Raw genomic sequence first — 20,202 nt, 5'->3', positions numbered from 1 at the left:
AGGCTGCCACATAGAGCGGCCGTACATCTACAAATGAAGCATCAGGATACCCGAAGCGCAGCCATTTGGTCTGCGCTTCACCGTATAGGGCTGCGGTGTGGTATTCATGAAGCTATAGACAGGGACAAAAAAGTCCCGGACAAACAGACATATGAAACAGGGAGGATTACCATAATGGCAAGTTCCAAAATGAAGATTGCACTGGCACCAGTGCTTGCAATGTCTTTACTCGCAGGTTGCGGTGGAGGAAGCGGCGGTGATACGTCGTTCAAGGATACAAGCGCAGAGACAACTCCACTTACTTTTGATTTCTTTAGCGTTGACCCCAGTCCGAACTGGAATGGCATGAAGGATGAAGTGGGTAAAGTCCTTACAGAAAAAACAGGGATAACCCTTAACGGTGAATTTGCCGTTAGTGGTGGTCAAGATAAAATATCCTTAATGGCAGCGAGCGGAGACTATCCGGATATCGTGTCACCCAAAGGAGAACTTAGCAAACTGGTGGATGCCGGAGCAATGCTCGATCTGACAGATCTGATCGACCAATATGCTCCCAATCTGAAGAAGCTGTATGGTAATTACATGGACCGGTTGAAATACAGTAATGAGGATCAGGCTATTTATGTGCTGCCGACGTATTATGCGGTAGACCAGAAGTACTTTGATGCAGGTGGTGGATTTGGAATTCAGCACCGTGTACTGAAAGAACTCGGATACCCGGAAGTGCGTACACTTCAGGATTACGAGAATGTATTGAAGGCTTACAAAGAGAAACACCCTACGATTGATGGTCAGCCAACCATCCCGTTAACACTGGATGCGGATGATTGGAGAATCATGATTACCGTAACGAACCCGGCCTTCCAGGCAACGGGTGCGCCGGATGATGGTGAATATTACATCGATCCAGAGACGTATGAAGCAAGTCTGCATTACAAACGTCCAGAGGAAAAAGAGTACTTTCGCTGGTTGAACCATATGTATAACACTGGATTGCTGGATCAGGACAGCTTCATCCAAAAAACAGACCAATACAAATCCAAAATTGCTAGTGGACGTGTTCTGGGTGTCATTGACCAGGATTGGGGTTATTCCGATGCAGAAAATGCACTGAAATCTGCGGGCAAGACTGAAGCAACGTATTCACACTTCCCGGTAACCCTGTCCGAGGATATCAAGGATCATGCCTACCAAGACCCTGGTTTTGTATCCGGTTGGGGTGTAGGGATTACAACATCGAATCCTGACCCAGTTCGTACGATCAAATTCTTCGATTACCTGGCTTCTGAAGAAGGTCAAGTGCTGATGAACTGGGGAATTGAGGGCAAACAGTATGAAGTGAAGGACGGCAAACGTGTGATTCCTGCCGACATTCTGGATCAGAAAACCAATAATGCAGCCGTATTCCAGAAAGAAACGGGTATTGGACTGTACACCAATATGTCCGGTCACTATGGAGACGGTGTGAAGGATTCAACGGATAACTACTACACTACGAATTTCCCTGAACAGATCGTGGCAGCATATTCCGATGCAGAGAAAGAAACACTCAAAGCTTACGGTGCTACGACATGGAAAGATCTGTTCCCGAGTGAAGATGAGTTCCCAATCAAACCATGGGGAGCAGCATACAATCTGCCAACACCAGGTGACTCCAACTACAACGTCATCTTCAAGAAAACACAGGATATCATTCGGAAACGTATACCGGAAGCCATTTTGAGTACTCCTGAACAGTTCGATGCCATCTATGACGGCATGATTACAGAAGTGAATCAAGCAGGGGCAGAGGATATGGAAAAACAATATACAGAACTCGTTCAAAACCGTGTCCAGTTGTGGAGCGGTGAAGAGGCTAAATAAACAAGTAACAAGACAGATTTAAAAAGAGAAAGAACCCGTATTATACGGGTTCTTTTTTTATCTAAAACGTTTTCTAAAAAACGTTTTCAATTTTATAAATTCACTATTGACAAGGACTTTAAGAGCGATTATTATTCAAATATGAAAGCACTTACATTTGCTTGTACATCATGTGATATGCAGACTGATTGCAGGGTGGAAGTTCCGGAATGGGAAGGAAATAAAGTAGTGCAGGGCAGTTTTTCATTTTTAAGAAAACGCTTCTAATGTTATAAAAACAAGAAAATTACATTCGTTTCATCTGGTCACGGTATGTGCAGGTCAGCCTGTTATACAAATATACAGCTTCATTATATCCATAAGGGGGATTACACATGAAGGGCAAAACACCAAAAACATTCGCAATGCTTCTGTTAGCCAGTGCTCTTGCAATTACAGCAGGATGCAGCAGCAATGGAGGAGGAAGTAACGCTTCAGAAAAGCCGGTTGATTCCGGAGACACAACCAGTCCAGTAACCTTTACATTCTTTGGTGCAGACGCAAGTCCGAACTGGAATAACATGAAGGATGCTGTCGGTCAAGAGATTACCAAGGCAACGGGAGTTACAATTGAAGCTGAGTATGATGTGAATAATGGTGGCGACCAAAAGATTCCTTTGATGGCTGCCAGTGGTGATTACCCTGATATTATCTATCCTAAAGGCAACTTGTCGAAGCTTGTGGATGCAGGCGCGATGCTGGACCTGACCGATCTGATTGAGGAGCATGCTCCCAATTTGAAAAAAATCTATGGTGATCAGATGAACCGTCTGAAATATAGCTTGGAAGATCAAGCGATCTATACGATTCCGACCAACATGGGTGTAGATAACGTTGCATTTGATGCTACGGGCGGATTCGAAATCCAACAAAGAGTATTAAAAGAGCTCGGCTACCCTGAAGTAAAAACACTTGAGGATTACGAGAACGTACTGAGAACGTATTATGAAAAACATCCAACGATTGATGGTCAACCGACTATTCCGTTGACATTAAACGCAGATGACTGGAAGATCATGATCACGGTAACGAACCCTGCATTCCAAGCTACGGGTGGACCGGATGATGGTGAGTATTATATCAATCCTGAGACCTATGAAGCCGTTCTGCACTACAAACGTCCTGAGGAAAAGGAATATTTCCGTTGGTTGAACAAAATGTACAATGAAGGTCTGCTGGACAAAGACACATTTGTTCAAAAGGATGACCAATATAAATCCAAAATTGCCAGTGGCCGTGTACTTGGTCTGATCGACCAGGAGTGGAACTATGGTGAGGCGGAGAATGCTTTGAAATCGTCTAACGGTGGCGATAAAACATATGCCCACTTCTCCGTGTCTCTGAACAAGGACATTGTGGACCATACATTCCAGCCGACAGGTTTTGATGGTTACGGCATTGGGATTACAACTTCAGCCAAAGATCCGGTGCGCATTATCAAATTCATGGATTGGCTTGCATCTGATGAAGGTCAAGTCTTGAGAAACTGGGGTGTTGAAGGCAAGCACTACCAAGTAGAGAATGGCAAACGCGTTATCCCGGCAGATGTACAAGATCGCAAAACCAATGACAACTCTGCCTTTACGAAAGAATCTGGCGTGGGTATGTACAATATCTTCAGTGCAAGATACGGTGATGGAGTGAAAGATGCTACGGATAACTATTATACAACGAACTTCCCTGAGCAGATTCAGGCTGGATATACTGCAGCAGAGAAAGAGACATTGAAAGCTTATGGAATTACAACTTGGAAAGATTTCTACCCTTCCGAAGATGATCTGAAATTGAAAGATTGGGGCGCAGCATATAACATGCCTGTACCTTCTGACACGGATTACAACGTAACGTTCCAAAAAACACAGGATATCGTACGTAAACGTATTCCAGAGGCTATCCTTGCCAAACCAGAAAACTTCGACAGCGTATACGATGGTCTCCTGGCTGAACTTGATAAAGCAGGTGCAGTGGAGATGGAAAAACAATATACGGTATGGATTAAAAATCGGGTATCCCTCTGGACTGGTAAGGACGTGAAATAAGTTTGAAAACCAAGCATTAAAGTTTAGGATTTTCATAGTGAAAAAAGCCCTTGAGAAAGGGCTTTTTTTATTGTTGACGTAAGGTGTTGGATAGCCTATAATCTATCATGTAAGCACTTTCAGTAAGCGTTTTATAGTATGTTTCGAAAACGTTTTATGTGTGTTAGAAGAATGATGTTGTAAAATATGTGCTACTGACTATTGCTTTCAATAATCTGGCTTTTACAGCACATGTCGTAAGCGCATTCAAAAAAAGTGGTATCCTCAGGCATAAAGCCTGTTATACAGATAAAACCTTCATAAATAATAGGGGGAACTAGACAATGAGAGGCAAAATGAAAGGCAATACACCCAAGACGTTTGCAATGTTGATGCTCGCAAGTGCAATGTTGGTCACAGCTGGCTGTGGGAATTCGGGTACGAAAGAGACTACGGAATCCAGTGGAACCGAACCAATTACAGTGACGTTTTTTGGGGCGGATGCAAGTCCGACCTGGAACAAGATGCAAGATGCAGTTGGTAAAGAGATTACCAAGCAAACAGGCGTTACGATTGAAGCTGAGTATGATGTGAACAACGGTGGCGATCAGAAGGTTGCACTTATGGCTGCCAGCGGTGATTTCCCTGACGTCATTTTCCCAAAAGGTAACTTGTCTAAGCTTGTAGATGCAGGCGCGATGCTGGATCTGACGGATCTGATTGAAGAGCATGCTCCAAACTTGAAAAAAATCTACGGCGACCAGATGAACCGTCTGAAATACAGTACGGAAGATCAGGCGATATATACAATCCCGACGAACATGGGTGTAGATAATGTTGCGTTTGATGCAACAGGTGGATTTGAAATTCAACAAAGAGTACTGAAAGAGCTCGGATACCCTGAAGTGAAAACACTTGAGGATTACGAGAACGTCCTGAAAGCCTACTATGAAAAACATCCAACCATCGATGGTCAGCCAACCATTCCATTGACCTTGAATGCAGATGACTGGAAGATCATGATCACGGTAACGAACCCTGCATTCCAAGCAACGGGTGCACCGGATGATGGTGAATATTACATCAACCCCGAGACGTATGAAGCGATGCTTCACTATAAGCGTCCAGAGGAAAAAGAATACTTCCGCTGGTTGAACAAAATGTATAATGAAGGTCTGCTGGACAAAGATACATTTGTTCAAAAGGATGATCAATATAAGTCCAAAATTGCCAGTGGCCGTGTACTCGGTCTGATTGACCAAGAGTGGAATTATCAAGAAGCGGAGAATGCACTTAAATCTTCGGGCAAAGACGAGGCCACATATGCTCACTTCTCTGTGTCTTTGAACAAGGATATTGTGGATCATACGTTCCAACCAACGGGATTTGACGGTTATGGTATCGGAATCACAACTTCGGCCAAAGATCCGGTACGTATCATCAAATTCATGGATTGGCTTGCTTCCGATGAAGGACAAGTATTGAGAAACTGGGGTATTGAAGGCCAACACTATAATGTCGAAAATGGTCAACGTGTGATCCCTGATGAGATTCAGGATCGTAAAACCAATGACAACTCGAATTTCACTAAAGAAACAGGCATCGGATTGTATAACGTATTCAGTGCGAGATACGGTGATGGTGTGAAAGATTCCACAGATAACTACTATACAACGAACTTCCCTGAACAGATTCAAGCAGGTTACACTGCAGCTGAGAAGGAGACGTTGAAAGCATATGGTATCACAACATGGAAAGATTTCTATCCTTCCGAAGACGATCTGAAGCTGAAAGATTGGGGCGCAGCATACAACATGCCTGTACCTTCAGGTACAGATTATGAAGTAACGTTCCGAAAAACACAGGATATCGTTCGTAAACGTATTCCGGAGGCTGTTCTGACTTCACCAGCAAACTTTGACGCAACCTATGATGCTTTCCTGGATGAATTGGACAAAGCAGGTGCAGTGGAGATGGAGAAACAGTACACCGTTTGGGTGAAAGACCGTGTCTCCCTATGGACAGGAAAAGATGTAAAATAACATGGATTGTCCTCAATCCATGGTCAAACAAGAAAAGGCCCCTTTAAAGGGGCCTTTTTTTATGTGGATGATGTGTGATGATTTGCATTGACGCAATTTTGGAAATCACATATAATTTCCTTAATGTAAGCACTTACCGAAAACGTTTTATGTCATAAATATTTCGATAGCTAATTGAGGAAAAGGAGCTAATGATGTCCCCACACAATAACCAAACTAAAATCAACCGTTTATGGTATCGACAACCGGCAAAACGCTGGGAAGAAGCATTGCCCATCGGAAACGGACGTCTTGGAGGCATGGTGTATGGCGGCGCAGCGGAAGAACGAATTCAGCTCAATGAAGATACATTATGGTCAGGGTTTCCACGGGATACGATTCAATACAGCAGTCAGCGGTATCTGAAGCAGACGCGTGAGTTAATCATGTCTGGACAGTATGGTGAAGCTGAGGATTTGTTGAACCGAGAGATGCTCGGCCGTGATGTGGAGGCTTACCAACCGATGGGTCATTTTCTGTTGCACCACAAGGGTCTGGATGATCTTTCGTATGATGCTTTTGAGCGTGAGCTTGATCTGGAATCGGGTATTGCGACCACGACGTACTCATGGGAAGGAACTCGTTATGTACGTGAAGTGTATTCCAGTGCTTCGGATGACCTGATGGTCTGCACATTGAGTGCTGATCGGAAGGGCGCTGTGAGTGTAAGTGTTACTCTAGACAGTCCCCATCCTTATCGTATGGAGACTTCGGGAGATGCACTCACGATGTTTAGTCGTTGCCCGAGTCATGTGGAATCCAATTACTTCAGAGATCACCCGGAATCCGTTCTTTATGAAGAAGATCGGGGAACCGCATATGCTGTGCGTGTAGCGGTTTCGGCAACGGGCGAGCAGGCAAAGGTGTCCAAACTGGAAGGTAAGCTACATATTCAGGGTGCTGATCAGGTTGTTTTCTATCTGGCAGCGGCTACGTCCTTTGAAAGTTACGATGTGTTGCCTGTGAAGGATAACCTGGTGCTTGAAGAGCAATGTGTGGATATGATCTCCAAAGCGATCACACATGGCGCGGAAGTGCTTCGGGAACGACATGTACAAGATCATCGCGCGTTGTTTAACAGAGTCTCTATTGATTTAGGTGTATCCGTTAACGCAGAATTGCCCACGGATGAGCGGCTGCAGGCCTATCAGGCAGGTGAACAAGACCCTGGGTTGGAAGCACTTTATTTTCAATACGGAAGATATCTGTTAATGGCTAGCTCGCGTCCGGGCAGCCAGCCTGCTAATCTTCAGGGAATCTGGAACCATCAGGTAGAACCGCCATGGCATAGTGACTACACCATCAACATCAACACAGAGATGAATTACTGGCCGGCAGAAGTCTGCAATCTGAGTGAATGTCATGAGCCGTTATTTGATATGCTGGCCGATCTCAGTGATACAGGACGCAGAACGGCACGGATTCTGTATGGAGCCCGTGGATGGACTGCTCATCATAACGTGGATATCTGGAGAACCTCCACGCCGACAGGTGGGGATGCGAGTTGGGCATTCTGGCCGATGGGCGGCGTGTGGCTGACCTCGCATCTATGGGAGCATTATCAATTTACCGGGGATCAGCGTTTTCTTGAGGAACGTGCCTACCCCATCATGAGGGAGGCGGCCCTGTTCTGTCTCGACTGGCTGGTGGAAGGACCTGATGGTTACCTGGTTACAATTCCTTCCACTTCACCAGAGAATAAGTTCCTGACAGAAGCTGGAGAGGCGCGCAGTATTTCGATGGCTTCAACGATGGATATGACTTTGATTCGTGAATTGTTTAGCCGCTGTATTGAGGCCTCGAAGCAACTAAATATAGATGAGTCGTTGGCAAGCGAGTGGAGTGAGGCTCTGGACAAACTGTATCCATTCCGAATTGGAAGCGAAGGACAATTGCTGGAGTGGTTTAAGGATTTTGCCGAATCCGAGCCAGGGCATCGTCACGTCTCCCATCTGTATGGACTGTATCCCGGGGAGCAGATCAATCGAGTGCACACACCGGAACTGGTGGAAGCGGCACGAATATCGCTTGAACGTCGTATCTCACAAGGTGGCGGGCATACAGGATGGAGCTGTGCATGGTTGATCAATCTGTATGCACGATTGCTGGATAGCAGCCAAGCACATCAGTTTGTGCGCATGTTGCTAGCACGATCCACACATCCAAATCTGTTTGATGACCATCCACCATTCCAGATCGATGGTAACTTTGGAGGCACGGCCGGAATCGCCGAGATGTTATTACAGAGCCACTTGAACGAGTTACATTTACTGCCGGCACTGCCTGAACTATGGACTCAAGGTTGTGTTGAAGGGCTTCGTGCTAGAGGTGGTTATACGGTAGCTATAACGTGGACGGACAACAAGCTTGCCTCAGCGGTTATTGAGGCAGACCGGAGTGAATCACTTACTCTTCGCAGTGCTTATCCGCTGCGTGTGGAAGGAAATGAACAAGCCAAGGCAGAGCTTACGCCTCAGGGCGATTATGTAATTATTTTAACGATGACCGCAGGACAGACGATCCGCGTGTCATCATGAGACGGAGGAGCCAACCATGACCATTTTTCAATTTCCACAAGATTTTCGATGGGGTACAGCAACAGCTTCCTATCAAATAGAGGGAGCGGCACAGGAAGGTGGACGCGGAGTATCTATCTGGGATACCTTTGCGCGCACACCAGGAAAGGTATTTAACGGAGACAATGGGGATGTCGCATGTGACAGTTACCACCGTTATGAGGAAGACATCGAACTAATGAAGAAACTCGGGATTAATACATACCGGTTCTCCATTGCGTGGCCACGCGTTATTCCTGACGGAGATGGGGAGATCAATCGGGAAGGACTGGACTTCTACCATCGCTTCGTGGATGCATTGATAGAGGCGGGTATCGAACCGTTCCTTACCCTGTATCACTGGGATCTTCCACAAACGCTGGAGGATGACGGGGGCTGGGGTAACCGTAGAACTGTAGACGCTTTTGTGAAATATGCCGAAGTGATTTTCAAAGAATTTTCGGGTAAGATCAACTTTTGGCTAACATTTAATGAACCATGGTGTATCGCATTCCTGTCGAACCTTCTCGGGATTCATGCGCCAGGAAACAAAGACCTGCAAACGTCAATCAATGTTGCTCATGGATTGTTGGTTGCTCACGGTAAAGCGGTCCAATCCTTCCGTCGCTTGGGTATAACGGGACAGATCGGTATTGCTCCGAACGTCTGCTGGGCTGAGCCGTACAGCAAATCTCCTGAGGACCAGGCTGCGTGTGACCGATCGATCGCGCTCAATACCGACTGGTTCCTAGACCCGATCTACAAAGGCACGTATCCGCAGTTTATGGTGGATTGGTTTGCAGATGCGGGGGCTACTGTACCTATTCAAGAAGGTGACATGGAGATCATCTCGCAACCGATCGATCTGCTCGGCATTAACTATTACACGATGGGAATTAATCGCTTTAATCCGGAAGCTGGTGTTCTTCAATCGGAAGAAGTGGATATGGGCTTGACCAAAACGGATATCGGCTGGCCAGTGGAGTCACGCGGTTTATATGAATTCATGCATTACTTGCAAAAGTACGGTAATGTGGATGTATACATCACGGAGAACGGTGCTTGCATCAATGATGATCTGGATAATGGCAAAATTAATGATGATCGCCGAATTGCCTATTATGAACAGCATCTGGCTCAAATTCACCGCATCATTAATGACGGCATTAACCTGAAAGGGTACATGGCGTGGTCATTAATGGACAATTTTGAATGGGCAGAAGGCTACCGTATGCGCTTCGGTCTCGTTCATGTGGACTATCGTTCACTTGTGAGAACACCGAAGGAGAGCTATTACTGGTATCAGAATGTCATTAAGAATAATTGGCTGGAAACTCGGAACGAACATAATCCCCAATAGATGCATTCATGCTTTAAGGGGGAGAACAGGTCCTCATTTTATACGAATACCTTATTAATGAAGAGAAAGACGGTAACATTGGAGTATTCCAATGCACCGTCTTTTTTTTTGTTTTTTACAGTTGAAAATGAGTAGTTCATAAAGGTTTCATCAGGTCAAGTGTCTTTTCTGTTATGAAGAGACGGTTTTTGGGTTATAAGAAGTAAGGAAGAACTTAATAATGTTTTGTCAACGGGTAATTTGAAAATAAAGTGTCCAAATTGCGAAGGAAATTTGAACATTTGTTGACTAAAAATCATACTGATGTGGTATATTGGTATAAGGAAAGCACTTACAAAAAGGGAAAAGGAAGTGTTTACTATGGCATCGAAGACAGCAATGGTCAGCCAATTGGAGCGCAAAGACAAAAATATGCGGCGCGCCGTCTTGACGATGACAGTTCTGGCATGGGTCGCACTCATTACGGGAGTGGTCATGTGTCTGATCAATTTGAATGATTTTAATGATCGTAATCTTGGCTTGATGGTCGGTATTGGATTCCTTGTAGGTAGTGTGTTTATTTACGTTATTGCCAAAGCGATTGGCCTTGTTCATACACGCCGGGAAGACGAAGGCGCCGATTGATTATAATCCTGCGTTAATTCGTTCATAATAAGACTGGATAAGTACCCGGAATCCAGTCAATAAAGCCCTTTGCGGATTCGTTGACACTGTTCAACGGGACTGCAAAGGGTTTTATTTTGTGACTTGATGTGTAAAGATTACAATGTGCAAATATCAACCATGCAAGCGATTTGTGAGAAAAAATTCACACATTTAAGGTGTAAAATCGACAAATTTGTTAACAAGAACAAAAAAGTTGTTCATTTCTGATATCTTTAGTAGGAAGAGAGTAGTATACTGATTTTTCAGTATGAGCGAATTTAAGGAGAGGGGATCAAAATGAACAAGAAACCTAGGTCGCTAATCCGGATTATCATTCCGGTTGTCCTGACGTTGGTTACAATTGCATTGATTGTCTGGCCAATGCTGGCAGGCGGACAGTACGTTGTTCTGGATCCGAAGGGGCCAATTGGCGCTTCGCAGAGAGATTTGATTGTCATCTCGACAATTTTGTGTGCTGTCATCATTGTGCCAGTACTCATTTTGTCTGCCGTAATCGTATGGCGTTACCGCGACAAGCCGGATAACAAAGCTGCTTATGAGCCTAACTGGTCTCATAGTACGAAGGCGGAGGCAATCTGGTGGACGGTTCCAATTATTATTATTGGACTGCTTGCCATTGTTACTATTCGTTACACGTATGATCTGGAGCCTTCGAAGCCGTTGGCTCACGAGAAAGCACCAATTACCATCCAAGTGTCTTCACTGGACTGGAAATGGTTGTTTATGTATCCTGAGCAAGGGATTGCAACGGTCAACACGCTGAATATTCCGGCAGACCGGCCCGTGAAATTTGAACTCACTGCGGATTCACCGATGAACTCATTCTGGATTCCGCAACTTGGAGGACAGATTTATACGATGTCGGGTATGGCGATGACCTTGTATCTGCAAGCAGATCATGAAGGCAAGTACTGGGGTTCAGGCGCTAACTTCACAGGTGAGCATTTTGGAGAAATGCGTTTTGATGTGAATGCTACATCGGACGAAGATTTTGACAAATGGGTAACTGAAGTGAAACAAAGTTCCCAGGAATTGACTGCAGAAGGTTACAAGGCACTGGCTGAACCAGGAACAAGCAATGTTGCTTATTATTCTGCCTTCCCAGAAGGATTGTTCCAAAATATTGTGACCAAGTATGTTGTAGATGGTCAAAGTGCTCACAGTAAGCATGGAAGTTCAAGTGAAGCTTCTGGAGCCATTCAGAATTCAAACGATGTGTCCAAACAAGATGAGGACAAGAGTGCTAACTAAAGATTCGAAAGGAGGCCCCCAATGTTAGAGAGACTTAAAGAGTTTGCATCGGAGTTTTTCGTAACCGGCGACCCGCTGATCTATGGAGCAGACGTGGCCATCGGTATTACGATGATAACTATCGTAACGGTGCTGACTTATTTCAAAAAATGGGGCTGGCTCTGGCGTAACTGGTTAACTACCGTCGATCATAAAAAGATCGGTATTATGTATATCATTGCTTCCATTATCATGTTGTTCCGTGGTGGTGTGGATGCATTGATGATGCGTCTGCAGCTGGCTATGCCTAACATGGATTTCTTACATCCTGAACATTATAATCAGGTCTTTACAACTCACGGCACGATCATGATCCTGTTCATGGCGATGCCATTTATGTTTGGTTTATTTAACGTTATCGTGCCATTACAGATCGGAGCAAGGGACGTTGCCTTCCCGTTTCTGAATGCATTAAGCTTCTGGTTATTCTTCCTGGGAGCAATGCTGTTTAACCTGTCCTTCGTTATCGGTGGTTCACCGGATGCAGGATGGCTGAGTTATCCACCTTTATCGGAGCTGTCACACAGTCCGGGGGTCGGACAGAACTTCTATATATGGGGTATACAGATATCGGGTATCGGTTCCCTGGCTACCGGTATCAACTTCCTGGTTACCATCATTAAAATGCGTGCGCCAGGCATGAGATGGATGAAAATGCCGATGTTTACATGGTCGGTATTCTCCACTTGTATCATTATCTTGTTTGCTTTCCCGATCTTGACCGTGACACTTGCATTGCTATTCCTCGACAGGTTTGCCGGGGCGCATTTCTTCACACTTGATCTGGGCGGTAACCCAATGATGTATATCAACTTGATCTGGATGTGGGGTCACCCTGAGGTATACATTGTCGTCTTGCCGGCATTCGGTGTGTTCTCCGAGATTGTAAGTACCTTCTCTCGGAAAAAACTGTTTGGTTACAAGTCAATGGTATTTGCAATGTTAATCATTAGCTTCCTGTCCTTCTTCACATGGGCGCATCACTTCTTCACGATGGGTTCAGGAGCGGACGTGAATGCATTCTTCGCCGTAACTACGATGTTGATTGCTATTCCAACAGGGGTTAAGATATTTAACTGGCTGTTTACCATGTATCGAGGAAGGATTCGCATGGCGACTCCGATGATGTGGACACTTGCCTTTATCCCGTGCTTTATTGTCGGGGGTATGACAGGCGTTCTGTTATCCGTTGCTCCTGCTGACTTCCAGTTCCACAACAGTTACTTCCTGATTGCCCACTTCCACCAAGTATTGATCGGTGGCGTTGTCTTCGGATACTTCGCTGGTCTGTATTACTGGTGGCCTAAAATGTTCGGTTTCCAACTCGAAGAGAAACTGGGCAAATGGGCATTCTGGACTTGGAATATTGGTTTCTATGTCTGCTTCATGCCGCAGTACGCTGTCGGTCTGATGGGTATGACACGTCGTCTGAGCACATACGGCTGGGATACTGGCTGGTGGGAACTGAACTTCGTATCCACAATCGGGGCGTTCCTGATGGGTGTCGGATTCTTGTTCCAAGTTGCACAAATTGCAGACGGTATTCGCAAATACAAAACACTTAAAGCTTCCGGCGATCCATGGGATGGTCGTACGCTCGAGTGGTCGATTCCTTCACCAGCTCCAGAGTACAACTTCGCTGTTACACCGCGCGGAGATGATATTGATGAGTGGTGGGAAGAGAAAGAACGCCGTGCGAAAGGCATTCATCCGCCTGAGCCTGTATATGAGCCAATTCATATGCCGAAGAATTCTTCGATTCCGTTCATCATGTCTGTCTTCTGGTTTGTAGCCGGCTTTGGCTTCGTATTCGGTTGGCTGTGGATGGCAATTCTCGGACTTGCTGGCGTAGGCATCTGTATGATCGCCCGTTCATTCTCTTACGATACGGATTATTACATTCCGGTCGACGAAATCAAGCGTACCGAAGCGTCGTTAAGGGGGTCGGTATAGATGGCTCAAGCAGCAGCTAAGCACGGTGAGAATCATGCGCATGGTCATGACCATGGCCACCATGATCCACAGGAAATGAAAATTCTCGGTTTCTGGTTCTTCCTGATTTCCGACGTTATCTTGTTCTCCGTATTGTTCGCAACCTTCATTGTGTTGCGTGACAATTCGGCGGGCGGACCGATTTTGTCCGAACTGATCAAAATGCCTGGCGTTATCGCCGAGACATTTATCTTGCTCACGAGTTCATTTACGAGCGGACTTGCCGTTCTGGCAATGAACCAGGGTAAAGTGAAACAATTGATCAACTGGCTGATTGTTACAGCTGTTCTGGGTGCAAGCTTTATCGCCCTGGAGGTTTACGAGTTTATTGAGATGGTTCACGAAGGTTTCAGTTACACGACGAGTGCAGCTTCTGGTGCATTCTTCACCCTCGTGGGTACTCACGGACTTCACGTATCGCTTGGTCTGATCTGGATGATCGGACTCATGTTCCAACTGAAAAAACGTGGGATTACCGACGTTACTCGCGGTAAGATCAACGTTATCAGTTTGTACTGGCACTTCTTGGACGTCGTATGGATCTTCCTCCTGTCGATCGTCTATCTCATGGGGGTGATGTAGATGGCAGAGCACAACTCACATGATTCCCACGGCCATGAACAACATGGCTCACTGAAGTCTTATGTCATCGGCTTCATTCTGTCCGTCGTACTGACAATCATTCCACTTGTGGTGGTTTTGAACGACATGATGGGCAAAACAGGAACACTCATTGTGATTCTGGGTACAGCAGCACTTCAGTTTGTGGTTCAACTCTTCTTCTTCATGCATATTCGTGAAACAGAAAAACCACGCTGGAATGTGATGGCACTTATTTTCGGATTGCTGATTATGATGACCATCGTAATTGGTTCGATCTGGATCATGCTTAACAATGCTGTTGCACATTAATATGTGAATCAAAGAAAGATCTCCCGGTCTGTGATACAGACTGCGGAGATCTTTTTTTTGTTCTTGTTAAGAAATAAACATCGTTAGTGGTTAATGATATGAATTATTTTAAAAATAAAGGTACACAAAAGATACAAAATGAACTAAAATGAACTTATATGAACATATTCAAACTCAATCCCAACTAATCTAAATGACGAAAGGAATGGATTAATAATGGAAAATCGTTATGCTGCACACCCGAACGAAGTGAAAACGTATGATACTTCTCGCCTGCGTGAGGAATTTCTGATGGAGCAATTGTTTGCAACCGATGAATTGGTAACCGTTTACTCTCATGTGGATCGTTATATTGTGGGAACGGCTGTACCTGAGAGCAAAGACATCACCCTTGAAGTGAACCTGAAGGATATCGGAACGAACTTTTTCCTGGAGCGTCGTGAGATCGGTATCATTAATGTAGGTGGTCACGGAACAGTAACTGCGGATGGACAAGGTTATGAGATTGGAGCAAAGGAATGTCTCTATATTGGTAGAGGTGTGAAGGAAGTTGTGTTCACGAGCAGTGACAAGGCTCAACCTGCCCAATTCTATTTTGTATCCACACCGGCTCACCACACTTATCCAACAGTAAAAGCAACACAAGAACAAGCTCAGCCGAATCATCTGGGCAGCATCGAAACTTCCAATGAGCGTACGATCTATCGTTACATTCACCAAGGAGAAGGTGGAATTCAGAGTTGTCAGTTGGTAATGGGCATTACCGAACTCGACAAGGGGAACATGTGGAACACCATGCCTGCACATACCCATAACCGCCGTTCCGAAGTATACTTGTACTGGAATCTGCCTGAGGATGGCGTTGTATTCCATATGATGGGTGAGCCAAACGAAACGCGGCATTTGGTTGTACGCGACCGTCAGGCGATCATTTCCCCAAGCTGGTCCATTCACAGTGGTGTGGGTACAAGTAATTACACCTTCTGTTGGGCGATGGCTGGTGAGAACCAAACGTTCGAAGATATGGACGGCGTAGCGATGAAAGACCTGAAATAATAAATTACAGATGTCTGAGTTAATTGGCAGAGTAGACATTAGAACACTCATTCAATTAACTCAGATGGTATAGGAAGTTGATTGTGATGAATCCATTGAAAAGACATGAAAAAATTATGGAGGCTCTGCTGGAGCGCCAGGAAGTAACCGTCAGTGATCTGAGTGAGTTATTGCAGGTGACTGGAAAAACTGTGCGAGAGGATCTCGACAAGTTGGAGAGTATGGGACTGCTCGTGCGTGTTCATGGTGGTGCTATGCTGGCTCAGAATGACCAGTATGGCATCTTGAATAGCCGCGGAGTTACCGAGAAGCATCATCCGGAGAAAACGGAGATTGCTGAACGAGCCCTGGCTTACATTCGACCTGGCGATATCGTTGCTCTCGATGGTGGCAGCACCACGCTGGAGATGGCCAAACGTCTCGACAATCAGCCGCTGACCGTAGTGACCAATGACTTGTTCATTATCGCGGAGCTTACCAAGAAGGAGCAAGTGCGACTGGTTGTGCCTGGCGGGGCTCGTGTACGGAATATGCTGGTGGGGGATGATACGGCTGCATTTATCTCCAGTCTTAACATTCATAAAGCCTTTATATCCACGACAGCACTTCATCCGGAATTTGGATTATCCATTTACACGGGAGATCTGGTTCCCTTGAAAAAAGCAATGATATCTGCCTCCCAGCAGGTATACGGCGTTGTGGATCATTATAAATTCGGACAATTTGCACTGCGAACTTTCGCCCAGTGTTCGGAACTGGACTATATTATCAGTGATAGTCGTTTGGATGAAGAGACAGCTGCCTTATACGAGCAGAGCGGTGTCACAGTGGATTATCAAAGTTAACCTCATTCATTATTCATGGGATTAAAGAACGGACGGATCTATGGATTGCATATCAAAACCATGCGGAGGAATCATTCATGAACCCATTTGATTTAAGCGGACAAGTTGCACTGGTGACAGGTACCTCGGGAGGACTTGGACAAGGGATGGCCATTGGTTTGGCGGAAGCAGGTGCTGATGTGGTGCTGGTCTCTTATTCCAAACCTGCGGAAACGGCAAGTGCCATTGAAGCACTCGGACGCAAAGCCTATGTGATTGAAGCGGATTTAAGTCGTGAAGATGAGTTGGCGGCTGTGTTCGAACAGGCGCTTGCGTTCCAGGGCAGAATTGACATTCTCGTCAACAATGCGGGAATCATTCGTCGCACACCTGCGGCTGATCATGCAGGGAAGGACTGGCATGATGTCATTGGTCTGAACCTGAACACTGTATTTTTCCTAAGTCAATTGGCTGGCAGACATATGATTGAACGCGGAAGTGGCAAAATCATTAATATTGCATCCATGTTGTCCTATCAAGGTGGGATCAACGTGCCAGGGTATACAGCCAGTAAACATGGGGTTGCCGGTTTAACCAAAGCACTCGCCAATGAGTGGGCAGGTAAGGGAATCCAGATTAACGGTATCGCACCTGGTTATATGGAAACCGATAATACTACTCAGATCCGTGCGGACGAGAATCGTTACCGGGACATTACAGCCCGTATTCCTGCGGGGCGTTGGGGAACACCTGAAGATCTGAAAGGTCCGGTTGTCTTTCTGGCATCTGCCGCTTCGGATTATCTAAATGGTCATGTGCTGAATGTCGATGGCGGCTGGATGGCACGTTAATCGCTTGATCATCGGATTAGCATAAGGAGGCAGTGAGATGAAACTTGGTATTCTGGCACATACATTTGGCAAACAGCCTACAGCACAGCTTGCGCAGACGATTGCGGACAACGGATTTAATTCCGTGCAGCTGGCGCTTGCCAAAGCATTATCAGATGTGGACTCATCAAATGGCAAGCTGAGCCCCGGGCTGGCAAATGAGATTGGAGATCAATTTGCACAGCGCGGGGTGAAGATTGCGGTACTGGGCTGTTATATTAATCCGATCGACCCTGATCCGGTAAGCCGCCGTGCGGATATTGATCGATTCAAGGAGCATCTGCGTTATGCCCGGGATTTTGGTTGCAGTATGGTAGCAACGGAGACAGGGAGCTTGGACACCTATCAGGATACCCATCCGGATGGATATGAAGAGAAGGCGTGGAGTGTGCTGAAAGAAACGGTTGAGGAGCTGGCTGAGGAAGCGGAGAAATGGGGCGTGCATGCGGCGATTGAGCCTGTGTCAACGCATACCCTTCATACTCATGAACATATGACACGTTTGTTTGAAGAGATTCCTTCATCCAATCTGGGAATGCTGTTCGACCCGTGTAATCTGATCAAACAACCACATGCAGCAGATCAAGGGGCTTTCTTGCGCGAGGTGATGGAATCGCTGTATCAGCGCATGATTGTGATCCATGCCAAGGATGTAGCTTTCGATGCACAGGGAGAGAAGTTCAATCCGGTACCTGGGGCAGGCATACTGGATTACCCGTTATTTTTTGAATTGCTAAAAACGTATAAGCCACATATCGATATTTCACTTGAAGGTGTAACTGCGGAGGAAGCTGTGCCTGCGGCCAAACATTTGCGTGAAGTATGGGATGCAGTTCGAGTCTAAGAGACAGCCGGATTGAAAAGTTGTGCAGCGCATCCGCAGCAGCCGAAAAACCTTTGCGAGGGCAAAGGTTTTTTTGGTATAGGAATGATAATGTACATATTTAATATTTCTCATCGGAAAAATCGGAAATAAGTCTTTTCAAATGCGACATCTTGTGAGAGAATATGGAAAACATACGCCACCATGCCAAGGCATCATGAACTTATAGAACGTATATATCAAGGGAGGATTCAGATTTATGTCAAACGAACGTGAGCTTTCATTTGAAACATTGGCGATTCATGCAGGTCAGGAGATTGATCCAACTACCAACGCACGAGCAGTTCCCTTGTATCAGACAACATCCTATGGCTTCAAGGACACCGAGCATGCAGCTAATCTGTTTGGTTTGAAAGAGTTTGGCAACATCTATACCCGTCTGATGAATCCAACCACCGACGTGTTTGAGCAACGGATTGCTGCGTTGGAAGGCGGAGCTGGGGCGCTGGCTACAGCTTCTGGTCAAGCAGCCATTACGTTTTCACTTCTGAATATTGCTGGTGCAGGTGATGAGATCGTGTCTTCGGCGAGTTTGTATGGAGGTACATATAATCTGTTCTCGACGACTTTGCCAAAATTGGGTCTGGACGTGAAATTTGTGGATTCCAGTGATCCTGAGAATTTCCGGGCAGCGATTACGGAGAAAACGAAAGCATTGTATGCTGAAACGATCGGTAATCCGAAGGGAAATGTACTTGATATTGAAGCGGTGGCAGCTATTGCCCATGAACATGGAATTCCTTTGATCGTGGATAATACATTCCCAAGTCCGTACCTGCTTCGTCCAATCGAACATGGAGCAGATATTGTTGTTCACTCTGCAACGAAATTCATTGGGGGTCATGGTACATCCATTGGTGGCGTTATCGTGGATAGCGGAAAATTTGATTGGAAAGCAAGCGGCAAGTTCCCTGGTTTGACGGAGCCGGACTCCAGTTATAACGGTGTTGTATATACGGAAGCGGTTGGACCTATTGCTTATATTATCAAAGCTCGTGTACAACTTCTCCGTGACTTGGGTGCAACGATCTCTCCATTTAACTCCTGGTTGTTGCTGCAGGGACTGGAGACATTGCATCTGCGCGTAGAGCGTCATAGTAGCAACGCCCTTGCGGTTGCGGAATTCCTTGAGAAACATGAGGATGTGTCTTGGGTAAGTTATGCAGGTCTGCCGAGCCATGGTTCTTACGAGCTTGCACAGAAGTACCTGCCAAGAGGGCAGGGCGCCATTCTGACCTTTGGAATCAAAGGTGGTGCGGACGCCGGTCGTAAATTGATTGAAAATGTTAAACTGTTCTCTCACCTTGCGAACGTGGGCGATTCCAAGTCACTGATCATTCACCCGGCAAGTACGACTCACGCACAATTGACCGAAGATGAACAAACTGCCGCAGGGGTTAATCCGGAGTTGATTCGTCTGTCTATTGGCACAGAGAACATTCAAGACATTATCTATGATCTGGAGCAAGCGATCAAAGCAAGTCAGGGAGCAAGTGTAGGTGCGTAAAAATAAATAATTTGGTAGCCGCCATCCTTTAAGGAGTGGCGGTTTTTTTTATTTGTTTTGTGGAATATCGGGAAAATATCCATTTACAAATGAGGATCACAGGCATATACTGATTAAAAGTTGTATTGGGTAAAAATAATTGCATAAGTACAAAAATGATTATCATTCTCATTCGAGATGATTACAAAAACATTCACAAAACCATGCTGCTGCGGGATTCCCGCAGCAGCATGTGTCATTTTTAGGGCATTAACAATGGCTCTCAT

At 45.7% G+C, this 20,202-nt stretch carries 15 protein-coding genes; all 15 read left to right on the top strand.

Annotated elements, in window-relative coordinates:
• Positions 1-174: 174 nt before the first annotated feature.
• The 15 genes from AB4111_RS26930 to AB4111_RS26860 all read left to right on the top strand — a co-directional run bounded on the left by AB4111_RS26930 (position 175) and on the right by AB4111_RS26860 (position 19,936).
• Complete coding sequence (locus tag AB4111_RS26930) at positions 175-1,863, top strand: ABC transporter substrate-binding protein (RefSeq protein WP_442034055.1); 1,689 nt, start codon at positions 175-177, stop codon at positions 1,861-1,863.
• Between the two features lie 374 nt (positions 1,864-2,237).
• A complete protein-coding gene (locus tag AB4111_RS26925) occupies positions 2,238-3,941 on the top strand; it encodes an ABC transporter substrate-binding protein (RefSeq protein ID WP_442034053.1) in 1,704 nt (567 codons plus the stop codon).
• Positions 3,942-4,264: 323 nt separating this feature from the next.
• Complete coding sequence (locus AB4111_RS26920; protein ID WP_442034051.1) at positions 4,265-5,962, top strand: ABC transporter substrate-binding protein; 1,698 nt, start codon at positions 4,265-4,267, stop codon at positions 5,960-5,962.
• A 194-nt stretch (positions 5,963-6,156) separates the two neighbouring features.
• On the top strand, positions 6,157-8,538 hold the full coding sequence (locus AB4111_RS26915) for a glycoside hydrolase family 95 protein (RefSeq protein ID WP_442034214.1): 2,382 nt from the start codon (positions 6,157-6,159) through the stop codon (positions 8,536-8,538).
• A gap of 16 nt (positions 8,539-8,554) precedes the next feature.
• Positions 8,555-9,916 (top strand): GH1 family beta-glucosidase, encoded by a 1,362-nt coding sequence (locus AB4111_RS26910; RefSeq protein ID WP_442034049.1) that lies wholly within the window; start codon positions 8,555-8,557, stop codon positions 9,914-9,916.
• Positions 9,917-10,276: 360 nt separating this feature from the next.
• On the top strand, positions 10,277-10,540 hold the full coding sequence (locus AB4111_RS26905) for a hypothetical protein (protein WP_091038518.1): 264 nt from the start codon (positions 10,277-10,279) through the stop codon (positions 10,538-10,540).
• A gap of 318 nt (positions 10,541-10,858) precedes the next feature.
• Positions 10,859-11,833, top strand: a complete 975-nt coding sequence (cyoA, locus tag AB4111_RS26900; RefSeq protein WP_253440981.1) for a ubiquinol oxidase subunit II — start codon at positions 10,859-10,861, stop codon at positions 11,831-11,833.
• A gap of 21 nt (positions 11,834-11,854) precedes the next feature.
• On the top strand, positions 11,855-13,825 hold the full coding sequence (locus tag AB4111_RS26895) for a cbb3-type cytochrome c oxidase subunit I (protein ID WP_124118137.1): 1,971 nt from the start codon (positions 11,855-11,857) through the stop codon (positions 13,823-13,825).
• Positions 13,826-14,446 carry a cytochrome o ubiquinol oxidase subunit III gene (cyoC, locus tag AB4111_RS26890; RefSeq protein ID WP_253440979.1) on the top strand — a complete coding sequence of 207 codons (621 nt, stop codon included), beginning with the start codon at positions 13,826-13,828 and terminating at the stop codon, positions 14,444-14,446.
• Positions 14,447-14,776: a cytochrome o ubiquinol oxidase subunit IV gene (gene cyoD, locus AB4111_RS26885; protein WP_091019256.1), complete on the top strand. Its 330-nt coding sequence runs from the start codon at positions 14,447-14,449 to the stop codon at positions 14,774-14,776.
• Positions 14,777-14,992: 216 nt separating this feature from the next.
• Complete coding sequence (gene kduI / locus AB4111_RS26880) at positions 14,993-15,832, top strand: 5-dehydro-4-deoxy-D-glucuronate isomerase (RefSeq protein WP_036606918.1); 840 nt, start codon at positions 14,993-14,995, stop codon at positions 15,830-15,832.
• 86 nt (positions 15,833-15,918) lie between these two features.
• Complete coding sequence (locus AB4111_RS26875; protein WP_181155596.1) at positions 15,919-16,677, top strand: DeoR/GlpR family DNA-binding transcription regulator; 759 nt, start codon at positions 15,919-15,921, stop codon at positions 16,675-16,677.
• A gap of 77 nt (positions 16,678-16,754) precedes the next feature.
• The gene (gene kduD, locus AB4111_RS26870; protein ID WP_253440973.1) at positions 16,755-17,507 is read left to right on the top strand and encodes a 2-dehydro-3-deoxy-D-gluconate 5-dehydrogenase KduD; all 753 of its coding nucleotides are present in this window, start codon (positions 16,755-16,757) and stop codon (positions 17,505-17,507) included.
• 37 nt (positions 17,508-17,544) lie between these two features.
• Complete coding sequence (locus AB4111_RS26865) at positions 17,545-18,390, top strand: sugar phosphate isomerase/epimerase family protein (protein ID WP_442034044.1); 846 nt, start codon at positions 17,545-17,547, stop codon at positions 18,388-18,390.
• Between the two features lie 238 nt (positions 18,391-18,628).
• The gene (locus AB4111_RS26860; RefSeq protein ID WP_253440969.1) at positions 18,629-19,936 is read left to right on the top strand and encodes a homocysteine synthase; all 1,308 of its coding nucleotides are present in this window, start codon (positions 18,629-18,631) and stop codon (positions 19,934-19,936) included.
• The last annotated feature ends 266 nt before the right edge of the window (positions 19,937-20,202 follow it).

Source organism: Paenibacillus sp. 2KB_22 (assembly GCF_052115745.1).
Taxonomy (GTDB): Bacteria; Bacillota; Bacilli; order Paenibacillales; family Paenibacillaceae; genus Paenibacillus.
The sequence above is the reverse complement of the archived record's forward strand: the minus strand, read 5'-3'. Positions and strand labels throughout refer to the sequence as shown.

Coding starts and splice junctions, on each gene's coding strand:
- AB4111_RS26895 (WP_124118137.1), top strand. CDS start 11,855: ATGTTAGAGAGACTTAAAGAGTTTGCATCGGAGTTTTTCGTAACCGGC.
- cyoC (WP_253440979.1), top strand. CDS start 13,826: ATGGCTCAAGCAGCAGCTAAGCACGGTGAGAATCATGCGCATGGTCAT.
- AB4111_RS26865 (WP_442034044.1), top strand. CDS start 17,545: ATGAAACTTGGTATTCTGGCACATACATTTGGCAAACAGCCTACAGCA.
- cyoD (WP_091019256.1), top strand. CDS start 14,447: ATGGCAGAGCACAACTCACATGATTCCCACGGCCATGAACAACATGGC.
- AB4111_RS26915 (WP_442034214.1), top strand. CDS start 6,157: ATGTCCCCACACAATAACCAAACTAAAATCAACCGTTTATGGTATCGA.
- AB4111_RS26930 (WP_442034055.1), top strand. CDS start 175: ATGGCAAGTTCCAAAATGAAGATTGCACTGGCACCAGTGCTTGCAATG.
- AB4111_RS26920 (WP_442034051.1), top strand. CDS start 4,265: ATGAGAGGCAAAATGAAAGGCAATACACCCAAGACGTTTGCAATGTTG.
- AB4111_RS26925 (WP_442034053.1), top strand. CDS start 2,238: ATGAAGGGCAAAACACCAAAAACATTCGCAATGCTTCTGTTAGCCAGT.
- AB4111_RS26875 (WP_181155596.1), top strand. CDS start 15,919: ATGAATCCATTGAAAAGACATGAAAAAATTATGGAGGCTCTGCTGGAG.
- kduD (WP_253440973.1), top strand. CDS start 16,755: ATGAACCCATTTGATTTAAGCGGACAAGTTGCACTGGTGACAGGTACC.
- AB4111_RS26860 (WP_253440969.1), top strand. CDS start 18,629: ATGTCAAACGAACGTGAGCTTTCATTTGAAACATTGGCGATTCATGCA.
- kduI (WP_036606918.1), top strand. CDS start 14,993: ATGGAAAATCGTTATGCTGCACACCCGAACGAAGTGAAAACGTATGAT.
- AB4111_RS26910 (WP_442034049.1), top strand. CDS start 8,555: ATGACCATTTTTCAATTTCCACAAGATTTTCGATGGGGTACAGCAACA.
- AB4111_RS26905 (WP_091038518.1), top strand. CDS start 10,277: ATGGCATCGAAGACAGCAATGGTCAGCCAATTGGAGCGCAAAGACAAA.
- cyoA (WP_253440981.1), top strand. CDS start 10,859: ATGAACAAGAAACCTAGGTCGCTAATCCGGATTATCATTCCGGTTGTC.